11 protein-coding genes and 1 pseudogene are annotated in these 13,505 nt (G+C 73.2%); 8 read left to right on the forward strand and 4 right to left on the reverse strand.

The genetic code is table 11. The features are described from left to right. Positions 1–11: 11 nt before the first annotated feature. The 3 genes and pseudogenes from trpD to Sru02f_RS02655 all read left to right on the forward strand — a co-directional run bounded on the left by trpD (position 12) and on the right by Sru02f_RS02655 (position 3,244). Positions 12–1,020, forward strand: a pseudogene (gene trpD, locus Sru02f_RS02645) (anthranilate phosphoribosyltransferase). Then, the gene (trpC, locus tag Sru02f_RS02650) at positions 1,017–1,793 is read left to right on the forward strand and encodes an indole-3-glycerol phosphate synthase TrpC (protein WP_109034826.1); all 777 of its coding nucleotides are present in this window, start codon (positions 1,017–1,019) and stop codon (positions 1,791–1,793) included. Before trpD ends, trpC begins: the two are co-directional and overlap by 4 nt. Then, positions 1,790–3,244, forward strand: coding sequence for a class II 3-deoxy-7-phosphoheptulonate synthase (locus Sru02f_RS02655; protein WP_109034824.1), 1,455 nt, complete (start codon positions 1,790–1,792; stop codon positions 3,242–3,244). The genes trpC and Sru02f_RS02655 overlap by 4 nt, the downstream gene beginning before the upstream one ends. Before the next feature lie 262 nt (positions 3,245–3,506). On the opposite strand, the gene Sru02f_RS02660 is transcribed toward Sru02f_RS02655, so the two are convergent. Together Sru02f_RS02660 and Sru02f_RS02665 are read right to left on the reverse strand one after the other, a co-directional pair. After that, positions 3,507–5,081, reverse strand: coding sequence for an IclR family transcriptional regulator domain-containing protein (locus tag Sru02f_RS02660; protein WP_109034822.1), 1,575 nt, complete (start codon positions 5,079–5,081; stop codon positions 3,507–3,509). Positions 5,082–5,140: 59 nt separating this feature from the next. After that, complete coding sequence (locus tag Sru02f_RS02665) at positions 5,141–6,439, reverse strand: M6 family metalloprotease domain-containing protein (protein ID WP_109034820.1); 1,299 nt, start codon at positions 6,437–6,439, stop codon at positions 5,141–5,143. Between the two features lie 319 nt (positions 6,440–6,758). Between Sru02f_RS02665 and Sru02f_RS02670 the strand changes: the two genes are divergently transcribed. Then, the gene (locus tag Sru02f_RS02670; RefSeq protein WP_174855195.1) at positions 6,759–7,412 is read left to right on the forward strand and encodes a TetR/AcrR family transcriptional regulator; all 654 of its coding nucleotides are present in this window, start codon (positions 6,759–6,761) and stop codon (positions 7,410–7,412) included. 141 nt (positions 7,413–7,553) lie between these two features. Next, complete coding sequence (locus Sru02f_RS02675) at positions 7,554–9,098, forward strand: MFS transporter (RefSeq protein ID WP_109034816.1); 1,545 nt, start codon at positions 7,554–7,556, stop codon at positions 9,096–9,098. Between the two features lie 100 nt (positions 9,099–9,198). Here the strand turns inward: Sru02f_RS02675 and Sru02f_RS02680 are convergent, their stop codons facing one another. Then, positions 9,199–9,690, reverse strand: a complete 492-nt coding sequence (locus tag Sru02f_RS02680; RefSeq protein ID WP_109034813.1) for a MarR family winged helix-turn-helix transcriptional regulator — start codon at positions 9,688–9,690, stop codon at positions 9,199–9,201. Positions 9,691–9,809: 119 nt separating this feature from the next. Here Sru02f_RS02680 and Sru02f_RS02685 point away from each other — a divergent pair, with 119 nt between their 5' ends. Then, positions 9,810–10,571 (forward strand): dioxygenase family protein, encoded by a 762-nt coding sequence (locus tag Sru02f_RS02685; RefSeq protein WP_109035026.1) that lies wholly within the window; start codon positions 9,810–9,812, stop codon positions 10,569–10,571. Positions 10,572–10,605: 34 nt separating this feature from the next. Here Sru02f_RS02685 and Sru02f_RS02690 read toward each other — a convergent pair whose 3' ends face one another. Next, entirely contained in the window at positions 10,606–11,121 is a 516-nt protein-coding gene (locus tag Sru02f_RS02690; protein ID WP_109034811.1) for a GNAT family N-acetyltransferase, read from the reverse strand. 213 nt (positions 11,122–11,334) lie between these two features. Between Sru02f_RS02690 and Sru02f_RS02695 the strand changes: the two genes are divergently transcribed. Together Sru02f_RS02695 and Sru02f_RS02700 are read left to right on the forward strand one after the other, a co-directional pair. Then, on the forward strand, positions 11,335–12,333 hold the full coding sequence (locus Sru02f_RS02695; RefSeq protein WP_003975615.1) for a sigma-70 family RNA polymerase sigma factor: 999 nt from the start codon (positions 11,335–11,337) through the stop codon (positions 12,331–12,333). A 422-nt stretch (positions 12,334–12,755) separates the two neighbouring features. After that, positions 12,756–13,466, forward strand: coding sequence for a TetR/AcrR family transcriptional regulator (locus tag Sru02f_RS02700; protein WP_109034809.1), 711 nt, complete (start codon positions 12,756–12,758; stop codon positions 13,464–13,466). Positions 13,467–13,505: the final 39 nt, after the last annotated feature.

The raw sequence follows: 13,505 nt of genomic DNA on the forward strand, positions 1-13,505 counted from the left end.
TGAGAACACTCGTGGAGCGGTCCCTCACCGAGGCCGAGGCGGCCGACGCGATGCGCGTGATCATGCGCGGCGAGGCCACGGCCGCCCAGATCGCCGCTTTCGCCCTGGGCGTCACGGTGCGCGGCGCCTCCGCCGACGACCTGGTCGGCATGGCCCGCGCCGCCCAGGAGTTCGCCACCCCGGTCCCGCGCGCGGGCGGCGATCTGCTCGACACCTGCGGGACCGGCGGCGACGGGCTGAACACCTTCAACATCTCCACCGCCGCCGCGATCGTCGCCGCCGCCTGCGGGGTACGGGTCGCCAAGCACGGCAACCGCAGCGCCTCCTCCGCCTGCGGCAGCGCCGACGTGCTGGAGGAACTCGGCGTCCGTATCGACCTCGGCGCCGAGGAGGCCGCAGCCTGCCTGGACCGCACCGGGATCACCTTCCTGTTCGCCCCGGTCTTCCACCCGGCCTTCCGGCACACGGCGGGACCGCGCCGGGAACTGGGCGCGCGGACCGTCTTCAACCTGCTGGGCCCCCTGTGCAACCCCTCGGGCGCCCGGCTGCGCACCCTGGGGGTGCCGAGCCGCGAGCTGGTGGAACCGATGACCGAGGTACTCGAACGGCTCGGCGTCACCCGCGCCCTGGTCTTCCACAGCGCGGACGGCATGGACGAACTGAGCACCGGCGCCCCCGCCCACCTGGTCGAACTGCGCGACGGACGGCGCACCACCCACCGCTTCGACCCCGCCGAGCACGGCCTGGCCCGGTCCCGCCCCGGCGACCTGGCGGGCGGCGACCGCGCCGTCAACGCGGCCGTCCTGCGCCGTGTCCTGGCCGAGCGGGCACGGACCCGCGCGGGACGTCGTCCTGCTCAACGCCGCCGCGGCACTGCGGGTCGCCGGCCTGGCCGGCACCTGGTCCGACGGGCTGCGGCTGGCCGCGTCCGCCGTCGACGGGGGCGCCGCCGCCGACCTGCTCGACCGCTGGGCCCACGCCTCCTGGCAGCGGGCGGACCTGGTGGAGGTGCCGGCATGAGCGGCATCCTCGCCGGCCTCGTCGCCGAGGCCGAGCTGCAGACCGGGCGCCGGCGCGCGCTGCGCACCGAGGCGAAGCTGACCGAGCTGGCCGCGGCGGCGCCCCCGGCCAGGGACTTCGCCGCCGCGCTGCGCGAACCCGGGCTCGGGGTCATCGCCGAGATGAAGCCCCGCAGCCCCTCCAAGGGGCCGCTCACCGACGACTACCGGCCGGCCGAACTGGCCCGCGCCTATCAGGGCGGCGGCGCCCACGCCGTGTCGGTGCTCACCCACGAGGCGGGCTTCGGCGGCAGCCCGGACCACCTGGCCGTCGCCCGCGCCGCCTGCGAACTCCCCGTGCTGCGCAAGGACTTCGTCGTCGACGAGTACCAGATCCTGGAGGCCCGGGCGCTCGGCGCCGACGCCCTGCTGCTGATCGTCGCCGCGCTCAGCCCGGCACGGCTCGCCGCACTCCTGGCCCGCACCCGTGCCTGCGGCATGGAGGCGCTGGTCGAGGTGCACGACGAACGGGAAGTCGAGGTGGCCCTGGAGGCGGGCGCCGACGTGATCGGCGTCAACCACCGCGACCTGCGGGACTTCTCGATCGACCGGACCCTTTCGGCCCGGCTGCGGGGGCGGGTCGGCACCGGGCGGGTCATGGTCGGGGAGAGCGGCGTGCGCGGCGGACCCGACGCCCGCGCGCTGGAAGCGGCCGGGGTGGACGCGGTCCTGGTCGGAGAACTGCTCATGCGGGCCGGAGACCCCGGCGCCACGATCAAGGAACTGGTCGGATGACGGCGAGCGACACGTACACGGAACCCCGCACGGCCCCGGCCGGGACCGGCACCGCGGCCCCGATCCCGGCCGGCCCCGCGGCCGAGGCCGGGCGGGGCGGATGGAGCCCCGGCTCGTGGCGGAGCCGGCCGGCCGCGCAGCAGCCGGAGTGGCCCGACCCGGGGGAACTGCGCGGCGTGGAGGACACCCTCGCGCTCAGGCCGCCCCTGGTGCTGCCCGACGAGATCCTCGACCTGCGCCACTCCCTGGCCCAGGTCGCCGCCGGGGAGGGCTTCCTGCTCCAGGCGGGCGACTGCGCGGAGCGGTTCGGCTCCTGCACCGAGGCCGGGGTGCGCGGCAAGCTGCGGGTCATCCTCCAGGTGGCCATCCTGCTCACCTACGGCTCCGGGCTGCCGGTGGTGAAGGTGGGCAGGATCGCCGGCCAGTTCGGCAAGCCCCGCAGCCGCCCCACGGAAACCGTCGACGGTGTCGAACTGCCCGCCTACCGCGGGGACATCGTCAACGGCCCCGAGTTCACCGCCGAGGCCCGCCGCCCGGACGCCGGCCGGCTGCTGAGCGCCTACCACCACGCCTCGGCGGCCCTGAACGTGCTGCGGGCGCTGACCCTGGGCGGCTACGCCGACCTGGGCCAGGTGCACGACTGGAACCAGGAGTTCGTCCGGCGCAGCTCCGCCGGACAGCGCTACGAGAAGGCCGCCGACGACATCACCTGGGCCCTCAGGTTCATGTCCGCCTGCGGCCTGGACACCCGCTCCCAGGCCGCCCTGCACCAGGTCCAGCTCTACACCTCGCACGAGGCGCTGCTGCCGCAGTACGAACAGGCGCTGATCCGGTACGACGAGAAGCGGCGGGGCTGGTTCGACACCAGTGCGCACCTGCTGTGGATCGGCGACCGCACCCGCCGCGTCGACGGCGCGCACGTGGAACTGCTCGCCGGGGTGGACAACCCGGTCGGCGTCAAGGTGGGGCCCACCATGGGCGCCGCCGACCTGCGGGAGCTGTGCGAGCGGCTGGACCCGGACCGGGCGCCGGGCCGGCTCGTCCTGATCAGCAGGCTCGGCGCCGGGCGCGGCGCGGAGCTGCTGCCGCCGCTGCTGCGGGCCGTGCGGGACGCCGGGCACGCTCCGGTGTGGGCCTGCGACCCCATGCACGGGAACACCTTCGTCTCCGCGAGCGGCTACAAGACCCGCCGGCTGTCGGACATCACCACCGAGGTGGCCGAGTTCTTCGCGGTGCACCGCGAGGAGGGCCTGCACCCGGGCGGCATCCATCTCGAACTCACCGGCGACGACGTCACCGAGTGCCTCGGCGGCGACCTCGACGAGGTGCTGGACACCCACCTGGCCAGCCGGTACGAGACGGCCTGCGATCCACGGCTGAACGCCGCCCAGTCGATCGAACTCGCCTTCAGCGTCGCCCGGTTGCTGCGCGAACTGCGCGGCGGTGCCTGAGGACGGGTGCGGGTGGGTGCTTGCGGGTGGGTGCGTGCGGGCCGGGATGGTGGGGGCGGAGCGTTCTGCCGCCCGGCCGTCGTACTGCCGAAGGTAAGACCCGTACCTGACGAACGCCAGGTGCGCCGCCGTGAACACGCTCCGTACCCTCGTGCGCAGGGGCCTGAAAAAATCCCCCGCAGGCTCCTGGCGCAACCGGCCCGGGGGCGCACCTGACGAACGCCAGGTGCGCCCCGGGCCGCTGTCTGCCCCCCATGGTGGGTCAGACGGCCGCCACGCGGCAGAAGCGCCCCGCCACCCGCAGCTCGGTCTCCACCAGGTCCGCCGTGTGCCGCAGCTCCGGCAGGATCTGCGCCACGCAGTCGTCCGCCGTGCGGCGGGCCGCGTGCAGCGCGACGTTCAGGGCCGCCACCACCCGCCCCGTACGGTCCCGCACCGGGACCGCGATGGCCCGCAGCCCGGCCTCCAGCTCCTCGTCGACCAGGGCGTAGCCCCGCGCCCGGACCTCGGGCAGGGCCAGCAGGACACGGCCGAGCGCCGTCGCACGGGCCGGCAGCCGGGTGCCGACCGTGACCCGGGCGCTCAGGACACGGGCCGCGGACGCCCGGGCCGTGTACTGGATCTCCTCGCCCGAGTCCGACAGGACGGCGAGGGACGCCGACTCGTGGACACGCTCGGCCAGGGCGGTCAGGTGGGGCTGGGCGATCTCGGGGAGGGAGGTGCGGGACAGCGGCGGGAAGCCGAGGGAGAGGACCCGGGGGGTGAGGGTGAAGGTGTGGTCGGCGGCGGGCGCCACCAGGCCCGCCCGGGCGTGGGTGATCAGTGCCCGGCGGGCGGTCGCACGGGCCAGGCCGGTCGCCTGCGCGACCTGGGCCAGGGTCAGCGCGGAGCGGCCCTCGCCGAAGGCGGTCAGTACGGTCAGGCCGCGGGCCAGGGACTCGACGAACTCCCGGCCCAGTTCCTGCTTGGAGGCGCCCGTCCACAGGGCCAGGCCGGCGGGCGGCGGTCCCGGTTCCGGGGCCGGCGCGGTGCGCAGGTCGTCCTCCATCGCCGCGACCGCCGCGCGCAGCCGGGGGAGCAGGGCGGCCCGCAGGTCCGGTGCGGTGTGGCGGCTGGTGTGGCTCACCACGCTGGCCACGCACGCCACCCGGCCGGTGCCGGGGTCCCGTACCGGGACCGAGACCGCGACCAGGCCCGGTTCGATCAGCTGGTCGTCCAGCGCCCAGCCGTCGGCCGCCGCCTTCGCCGCCCGCCGGGCGAAGTCCTCGCCGGGGGCGTCGGGTTCGCGTGGCGGCACGGCGGGGAAGGAGCGGTCTTCCGGGTCCGCGGCCCGGCGCTCCCGCCACCGGTGCCAGTCCGGTGCGGTCCATTCCGCGGCGAACAGGGGTCCCGGGGCGGTGCGTTCGGCCGGCAGCAGGTCGCCGATGCGGAAGCTCAGGGACATGGCGCGGCGGCGGGTGGCCTGGTGGATGAAGCGGATGCCGTCCCGGTCGCCGACGGCCAGTGACACCGACTCGTCCAGTTCGTCGGCCAGGTCGTCGGCGCGGGCGGAGAGCAGGGCGGGGAGGCGGAGCGCGGCGAGATAGGCGTTGCCGAGCTCCATCAGACGGGGGGCCAGGGTCACGTCCCGGCCGTCCAGCCGGACGTACCCCATGCGGGCGAGGGTCGCCGTGAGGCGGTCGACCGTGGAGCGGGCCAGGCCGGTGGTCCGCTCCAGGGCGCTGAGGCTGAGGGTGCCGTCGTCCGCCCCGGTCAGCCGGCCGAGTACGGCGATGCCGCGCAGCAGCGGCGCGACCGCCTCGTCCCGGGCGGCGTCGTGAGTGGTGTGGGCGGGCATCGGCTCTCCGGTACGGCGATCACGGCAGGCCGCCTACGGTAGCCTCGATCGCCCGGCCGTCACCTCCGCGTCACCCGCACCCGGACGTCTCCCTCGCCGTCCTTCTCCGACACCTTGATCGTGACGCCCTTGCGCGGGTCCTCGAAGGTCTCGCCCGGGGTGAAGGCGGCGTCCGAGAGTTCGGCGTGGACGTTGGGGCTGCGGGTGCAGCCGCCGCTGTCGCGCCGGGAGTCGTACACCCGTACCGGGCCCATGCCGGTGTCGACGTCCGCGTCGACCTTGTAGATCAGTACGCCGGGCCGGCACACCGTCTCGTCGTTGCCCCCGCGGGTGCGCAGTTCGACGGCGTAGCCGGAGGTGCCGCTCAGCGGGAGGACGACCAGCTTGTCGCCGCCCTTGCGGGCCAGCGGGGTCAGCGTGTACTCCGTGGTCCCCGGCGCGGACGCGCAGTGCACCTGGGACGGGTCGAGCCAGCCCAGCTTCCACTTGTGCCAGCCCAGGAGGTCGTTGTTGGCGCCCCAGTCCTCGCTCATGATGTCCCAGTGGCCGACGGCCCCGCCGCCCTCCTGGGTGTAGAGGTCCGGGAGGCCGAAGACATGACCGTTCTCGTGCGGGAGCACGCGGTAGCCGGTCTCGTCGTAGGAGCCGGAGCCGTCGTCCTGGCGGGAGTAGACGAAGGAGGCGTTGGCCACCGGCACGCCGTCGGCGACCGGGGCCTCCTGGTTCCCGGCGAAGGTCACGGACAGGACCGTGTCCAGGGCGGAGGGTCCCGCGTTCGGGGTGACCAGGACGTTCAGCAGGTCGTACGAGCGGAAGTCGACCTTGGAGTCGGCCGCCGCGACCAGGTCCTGGACCAGTCTGCGGTAGCCGGGTTCGAAGGGGGCACCGCGCTCTATGCCGTACTCCGCGAACGACTTGGGCATCCGCAGCCAGTCCCGGACCGGGGTCTCGGGGCGGTAGTCGAGGCGGCCGTAGCTGCTGGTGCGGAACCACTCCTCGGTCTGCGGGAAGAACTCCGCGTACCGGTCGAGCGCCTTGCCCTCGCCGGGCGCGTCCGAGAAGTCGATCATCAGGTTGAGGGCGCGGACGGTGCCGGTCGAGCGGGCGTAGCCGGCGGAGGTGGGCACGCCCTCGGACATCTGGATCTCGGCGCCGCCGCCGATCATGCAGGGGCCGTGCGCGGAGGAGCGGGAGAGGGCGGTCGGGCCGGCGCCCGCGGTCGAGGTGCCGGGCGCGAGGCGGCCGGTGCCGGCCGAGGTGCTGAGCGCGAGGGTCAGGACGGCGACGGTCCCGGCGGCGGCCAGTCTGCGCGGGCGTATGCGGCGGCTCGGCGGCTGCGCCTGCGGCGGCGGCTGCATGCGGACCTCCCCGGCCACGGCAGCCGCCCGGCACCGGCTGCACCCTTGCGCTCACCCTGTGCCGAGGGGTGGGCGGGCGCGCGCTGGAGAGGCCGATCGTGGGTTTCTCACCGGTAGCCGCCGACCGGGGGACGGGCCGGGATCCGGGTGTGACTCAGGTCACCGGAAAGTTCTTCGGTGGCGGGAAATAACCGGGGATCGTTTCCCCGTTTAGACCTGTGTCCGAGCGAAACGGGGATTTGCTCCCCGGATCGTGAACCCAGTCGTCACAACCGTGGCCGACACCCTCACAGACACCACAGACACGAAGGAGTACGCCGTGCAGACCGCGGTTCCCGATCAGCGCAAGGTGGCCCGGCCCCGCGCCGATGCTCTGCGCAACCGGGAGCGGATCGTCCTCGCCGCCCGGGAGATGTTCGTCGAGCACGGGCCGGACGTGCCGCTCGACGACGTCGCTCGCCGGGCCGGTGTGGGCAACGCCACGGTGTACCGCAACTTCCCCGACCGCGACGCCCTCGTCCGCGAGGTCGTCTGCTCGGTTATGGACCGTACGGCACGGGCGGCCGAGCTGGCCCTCGCGGAGACCGGTGACGCGTTCGAGGCGCTGGAGCGCTTCGTGCACGCCTCCGCCGACGAGCGGATCAGCGCCCTGTGCCCCATGGTGGCCAGCACGTTCGACCAGAACCACCCCGACCTGGAGGCGGCCCGCGGACGGGTCGAGCGCCTGGTCGCCGAAGTCATGGACCGGGCGAAGGCGGCCGGTCAGCTCCGCGGCGACGTGGGCGTCGGCGATCTGATGATCGCCGCGGCCCAGCTCAGCCGGCCCCCGGCCGGTACCGGGTGCCTGAGCGCCGACCGGTTCGTCCATCGCCATCTTCAGCTGTTCCTGGACGGGCTGCGGGCTCCCGCCCGCTCCGTCCTCCCGGGTGCGGCCGTGACTCTGGAGGACCTGCGCCGGCCCTGCGACCAGTAGTAACGCCAGTAGCGCCAGTAATGCCAGTACCGCCACCGACGCCGGACTCTCGGCTCCGCCGCTGACTGCGGGCCGTCGGTGCGGGCACACTCGTCCCTTTTCTCATCTTTTTCCGTCACGAAGTCCGAAGTGGGTATCCCCATGTCTCAAACAGCCGTCAAGGCCTCCGGCGTCAGCGACGCCCCGGACGCCGGTCGCTGGAAAGCGCTGGTCTTCATCGCGCTCGCCCAGCTGATGGTGGTCCTCGACGCCACCATCGTGAACATCGCCCTCCCCTCCGCGCAGCAGGACCTCGGCATCTCCGACGGCAACCGGCAGTGGGTCGTCACGGCCTACGCCCTCGCCTTCGGCGGTCTGCTGCTGTTCGGCGGCCGGATAGCCGACCTGTGGGGCCGCAAGCGCACCTTCGTGCTCGGTCTGGCCGGCTTCGCCGTCGCCTCCGCGCTGGGCGGCGCGGCCACCAACGAGGCGATGTTGTTCGGCTCCCGCGCCCTCCAGGGAGTCTTCGGCGCCCTGCTCGCGCCCGCCGCGCTCTCCCTGCTCGCCGTGATGTTCACGGACGCCAAGGAGCGTGCCAAGGCGTTCGGCATCTACGGTGCGATCGCCGGTGGCGGTGGCGCCGTGGGCCTGATCCTCGGCGGTTTCCTCACCGAGTACCTGAACTGGCGCTGGACGTTCTTCGTCAACATCCCGTTCGCCATCGTCGCCGCGGCCGGTGCGTACCTGGTCATCCGTGAGCCCAGGGGCGGCCGCAACCGCTCGCCGCTCGACATCCCCGGCGTCATCCTGTCCACCCTGGGTCTGGTCGCGCTGGTCTACGCCTTCACCCGCGCCGAGTCCAACGGCTGGAGCGACACCGTGACGGTCGGCATGTTCGTCGGCTCGGCCGTGCTGCTGCTGGCCTTCGTGCTCGTCGAGTCCCGGGTCAAGGCCCCGCTGCTGCCGCTGCGCGTGATCACCGAGCGCAACCGGGGCGGGATCTACCTCTCACTGGGCCTGGCCGTCATCGCGATGTTCGGCCTGTTCCTCTTCCTGACCTACTACCTGCAGATCGTGCGGGGCTACACGCCGGTGAAGACCGGTTTCGCCTTCCTGCCGATGATCGCGGGCATGATCACGGGCTCCACGCAGATCGGTGCCCGGCTGATGACCCGGGTCGCGCCCCGGCTGCTGATCGGCCCCGGCTTCCTGGTCGCCGCCGTCGGCATGCTGTTCCTGACCCAGCTGGAGATCAACACCTCCTACGCCGGTGTGCTGCTGCCCGGCATGCTGCTGCTCGGCCTCGGCATGGGTACGGCGTTCATGCCGGCCATGTCCCTGGCCACCACGGGCGTGGAAGCCCGGGACGCCGGTGTCGCCTCCGCGATGGTCAACACCTCGCAGCAGGTGGGCGGCGCGATCGGTACGGCGCTGCTGAACACGATCGCCGCCTCCGCCACCACGTCCTACATCGCCGACCACATGGGTGGCGCGGCCTCCCGGTCCCAGCAGCAGCTGGTCCAGCTGGAGGGCCAGGTGCAGGGCTACACCAGCGCGATCTGGTTCGCCGTCGGCATCCTGGTCGTCGCGGCCGCGATCGCCCTGACCCTCATCGACGCCGGGCGTCCGGGCGGCGGCGCCGTCACCGGGTCCGGTGCGGGCGACGAGGCCGAGGACGAGCTGCGGGTGCCGGTCGTCGCCCACTGACGACCGCCCCGGTACCCGCTCGGGCCCCTGTTCCACCCGTGCGTACGGGGAGGGGACGCCCCGTACGCACGGTTCCCCCGGACCTGCCCCGGCCGCGCGCTCAGCGCAGCCAGGGCAGGTCCGCACCCGCTTCGCTCGGCTGAAGTCCCTCGGCGACGATCCGCATGATCTCGCCGAGGGACTTCTGCTGTTCCGGGGTGAGCCGGTCGAAGACCGCCTGACGCACGGCGTCGACGTGGCCCGGTGCGGTCTGGCGCAGCACCTCGTACCCCTCGTCGGTGAGGATGGCGAACTGGCCGCGCTTGTCGGAGGGGCAGTCCTCGCGACGGACCCAGCCGTTCTTCTCCAGCCGCGCCACCGCGTGCGAGAGCCGGGACCGGGTGATCTTCGCGTACTTGGCCAGCTCGGTCATCCGCAGCCGCCGGCGCGGTGACTCGGCCAGCTTGACCAGCAGGCCGTAGTAGACGTGCGGCATGCCCGCGTCGCGCTGGAGCTGCCGGTCGAGGTGGTCCTCGAGGAGGGTGGCGGCCTCGATGTAGGAGCGCCAGACGAGCTGCTCCTCGGCGGTGAGCCAACGGGGTTCGTCGTTCATGCGTCCCACTGTACGAGACGGTTCCTTGAACATTAAACAAAGTCGGCGTAGATTGATGGCAAGTAAAGATTGAGAGTTCAAGTATTGGAGTAGCCATGGCCGCCGCCGTCCGGGAGCGCATGCCCGCCCTCTACCTCAGCCACGGTGCCCCGCCGCTCGCCGACGACCCGGTCTGGCCCGGCGAGCTGGCCGCCTGGGCCGCGGACCTGCCGCGTCCCAAAGCGATCCTCGTGGTCTCCGCCCACTGGGAGGAGGCCCCGCTCGCCCTCGGCGCCACCCGGACGGTCCCCCTCGTCTACGACTTCTGGGGCTTCCCGGAGCACTACTACCAGGTGCGCTACGGAGCGCCCGGCGCGCCCGCGCTCGCCGACTCCGTACGCAAGCTGCTGCGCGCTCCCGGCACGCCCGTGCAGGACGTCCCCGACCGCGGTCTCGACCACGGCGCCTACGTGCCGCTGGTGGAGATGTACCCCGGCGCCGACATCCCGGTCCTCCAGGTCTCCATGCCGACCCTCGACCCGGCGCGGCTCATGGAGATCGGCCGCAGGCTCGCGCCGCTGCGCGACGAGGGCGTGCTGATCATCGGCTCCGGCTTCTTCACCCACAACCTGGCCGCGCTGCGCCAGGGCGGCATCCCCTCCTGGTCCGCGGAGTTCGACGACTGGGGGCGGCGCGCGCTGGAGGGCGGGGACGTGGACGGGCTGCTCGACTTCGCCCGCAAGTCCCCGGCGGGCCGGCTCGCCCACCCGCGCACCGAGCACTTCGCGCCCCTGTTCGTGACCATGGGCGCGGCGGACGCGGCCGGCGAGCTGGACCTGCGGCGGTCGGTGATCGACGGGTTCTGGATGGGCCTGGCGAAGCGCTCGGTGCAGTTCGGCTGAGCGCCCGTACCCGGCGGGGGAGTGGCGACAGGCCCTAGAGCGGCCTCTCGTACCAGGCCACGTCCCAGTACCGGCCGAACTTGCGGCCCACCTCGCGGTACGTGCCCACGTGCCGGAAGCCGAAGCGGGCGTGCAGCCGGGCGGAGGCCTCGTTGGGCTGGGCGACGGCGGCGTAGGCGCGGTGCAGGTCCTCGGCGGCCAGGGCTTCGAAGAGGGACGCGTAGAGGAGCGAGCCGATGCCGCGGCCGCCGGCCCCCGGGGCGACGTAGACGGTGGTCTCCACCGAGGTCGCGTAGGCGGGCTTCGCGCGGTAGGGGCTGGATGTGGCGTACCCCAGAATCTCCTGTGACTCCGCGTCCGTGGCAACCCTCAGGCGGTACGGGCCGTCTTCAGGGTGGGAGAGCAGCCACGGTCGGCGCCCTTCCGCGGTGAACGGCTCGGTGTCGAACGTGATGGGCGTCTCACGTACGTAGTGGTTGTAGAGGTCGGTGAGTGGCTTGAGATCCTCCTCGACTCCCGGTCTGACCTGGACCTCGGCAGTTTCCGGCATGGCCGCCCCTCCCTCTGTGGCGGCACAGGGTACTGCATGATCAGAAAAATCGAGGGGCAGGTTGGGAATTCTGTCCGGATTCCAGTCGTTGTTTCCATCGGATGCAGGGCACCCGAGGAGAGTCCCGAGAGGGGCTGGAGACACGGAGACAACCGCAAGGCGCCCGAGCGTCCACCGGACCACCCGCTGAACCACCATCGCAAGGGAGCACGCATGGCAACCCGTGCCGTCGCCCGTCGTAAGTCCGCCGCCGGCGAGACCTCCGGCTCGGCAACCAGCGTCCGCGCGAACGGCGGCGAGCTCGCCGACCGCGATCTGGTCGGCATGTACCTCGACGAGATCGCCCGGACCCCGCTGCTCGACGCCGCCAAGGAGGTCGAGCTGTCCCAGACCATCGAGGCGGGTGTGTTCGCGCGGCAGGTCCTCGAAGGGTACGAGGAGACCGGGGCGGACGCCACCCGTGAGGAGCTCCAGGCCCTGATCGACGAGAGCGAGCGGGCGAAGGACGTCTTCATCCGCTCCAACCTCCGCCTGGTCGTCGCGGTCGCCCGCCGCTACCCGCGCAGCGGCCTGCCGCTCCTGGATCTGATCCAGGAGGGCAACGCCGGCCTGGTCCGCGCGGTCGAGAAGTTCGACTACCGCAAGGGCTTCAAGTTCTCCACGTACGCGACCTGGTGGATCCGGCAGGCCATCACCCGTTCCATCGCCGACCAGTCGCGCACCATCCGGCTGCCCGTCCACCTGGTGGAGGAGCTGGGCCGGATCCGGCGCGTGCAGCGCGAGTTCAACCGGGAGCACGGCCGCGAGCCGGAGCCCGCCGAGATCGCGGCCGAGCTGGGCTCGACGCCGGAGCGCGTCACCGACGTGCTCGACTGGGCCCGCGACCCGGTCTCGCTGAACATGTCGGTGGACGACGAGGGCGAGACCCAGTTCGGCGACCTGCTGGAGGACACCTCGGCGGTGTCGCCCGAGCAGTCGGTGCTGACCCTGCTGCGCAGCGAGGAGCTGGACGACCTCATCGGCCGCCTGGACCCGCGCACGGCCTCCATCATCAAGATGCGGTACGGCATCGACGACGGCCGTGAGCGCACGCTGACCGAGGTCGGCAAGGAGCACGGCCTCACCCGCGAGCGCATCCGGCAGATCGAGAAGCACGCGCTGCTGGAGCTGAAGAAGCTGGCCCGCGACACCGGCTTCGAGGCGGCGGCCTGACCCGGCCGGGAGGCGACGCCGGCCGTACGGCCCGGATGCCGCGTGACGTGGGGGCGTGACGGGGCGGATGGGGCGTACGCCGGGTGTCGGACCCGGCGCAAACATGGCCGTACAACGCTGCTTCAATCCGTGGGGGCCGGGAAAAAGACGTTCGAGCCGGTATCGCGGCACCACCGGAGACCAACCACCGAAGACCACGTCCCGACGCACTCCCCCCGGCGCCGGGACTTCCCGAGCCGGGCTCGGCTGCCCCTCCCCCCCCTGGGGCGCCGCAGCCCGGCTCTTTCCGTGTCTCGGGGGACCCGGACGGCCGCGAGCCGGAGCGGCAGCGGGGCAGAGCGGGGAGGCGGGGCACCCCGAACCTGAACCCCGGGGTGGCCCGCCGAATGGCAGATTCTGCCACAGCGGCATAGCCTGCCGAAGTGAGCAGCACCATTCCAGCACTTCCCGGGCCTGGTCCCGGGCCCGGCCCCGGACCGGCCGGACCGGTCTCACTGACCGAGCGGCGCAAGGCCGAGACCCGGATGGAGATCGCCCGGGCGGCGGCCCGCCTCTTCGTCGGCCAGGGCCTGCGGGCCACCCGGGCCGAGGACATCGCCAGGGCGGCGGGGGTCGCCCCGCGCACCTTCTACCGCTACTTCGCCACCAAGGAAGAGGCCATCGCCCCGCTCTACGCCCTGGGCGCCGAGCGCTGGGTGCGGGCGGTGCGCGAGGCCCCGGCCGAACTGTCGCCGCCCGAGGCACTGGAACGCGCCGTGCGGCACACGCTGACCCCGGGCGCCGGTGTGTCGGCGCCCTCCTGGGAGTGGGCCCGCACCCTCATCCGCCTGGCCGAGAGCAGTCCGGCGCTGCGCAAGGTGTGGGCGGAGGTCTGCCACGCCACGGAGCGCGGGCTGGTCCAGGCGCTGGCCGCGCGGATGGCCCAGGGCGACGACAACGTTGCCGTACGCCTGGCCGCCTCGCCCCGGCTGCATTTCGCGGCCGCGGTGGCGGGTGCGTCGGTGCGCGTGGCAGCGGAGCACTGGGCGTCGACCTCCCCGCAGGGAGCACGCAGCCTCCTGGAGCAGGCGCTGCTGAACCTGGAGGTGCTACGGGGGTTCGCCTGGGAGGCCGGGCCCGCGGGAGAGGGGTGAGACCCCTGGCGGGCGCCGCCGCCGGCCTGCCCGCCGGTC

This window comes from Streptomyces rubrogriseus (assembly GCF_027947575.1).
In the GTDB taxonomy this organism is placed as follows: domain Bacteria; phylum Actinomycetota; class Actinomycetes; order Streptomycetales; family Streptomycetaceae; genus Streptomyces; species Streptomyces rubrogriseus.

What these genes read in the sequence shown, in the direction of transcription:
- trpC (WP_109034826.1), top strand. Translation starts at nt 1,017, where the DNA reads ATGAGCGGCATCCTCGCCGGCCTCGTCGCCGAGGCCGAGCTGCAGACC.
- Sru02f_RS02655 (WP_109034824.1), top strand. Translation starts at nt 1,790, where the DNA reads ATGACGGCGAGCGACACGTACACGGAACCCCGCACGGCCCCGGCCGGG.
- Sru02f_RS02660 (WP_109034822.1), bottom strand. Translation starts at nt 5,081, where the DNA reads ATGCCCGCCCACACCACTCACGACGCCGCCCGGGACGAGGCGGTCGCG.
- Sru02f_RS02665 (WP_109034820.1), bottom strand. Translation starts at nt 6,439, where the DNA reads ATGCAGCCGCCGCCGCAGGCGCAGCCGCCGAGCCGCCGCATACGCCCG.
- Sru02f_RS02675 (WP_109034816.1), top strand. Translation starts at nt 7,554, where the DNA reads ATGTCTCAAACAGCCGTCAAGGCCTCCGGCGTCAGCGACGCCCCGGAC.
- Sru02f_RS02680 (WP_109034813.1), bottom strand. Translation starts at nt 9,690, where the DNA reads ATGAACGACGAACCCCGTTGGCTCACCGCCGAGGAGCAGCTCGTCTGG.
- Sru02f_RS02685 (WP_109035026.1), top strand. Translation starts at nt 9,810, where the DNA reads ATGCCCGCCCTCTACCTCAGCCACGGTGCCCCGCCGCTCGCCGACGAC.
- Sru02f_RS02690 (WP_109034811.1), bottom strand. Translation starts at nt 11,121, where the DNA reads ATGCCGGAAACTGCCGAGGTCCAGGTCAGACCGGGAGTCGAGGAGGAT.
- Sru02f_RS02695 (WP_003975615.1), top strand. Translation starts at nt 11,335, where the DNA reads ATGGCAACCCGTGCCGTCGCCCGTCGTAAGTCCGCCGCCGGCGAGACC.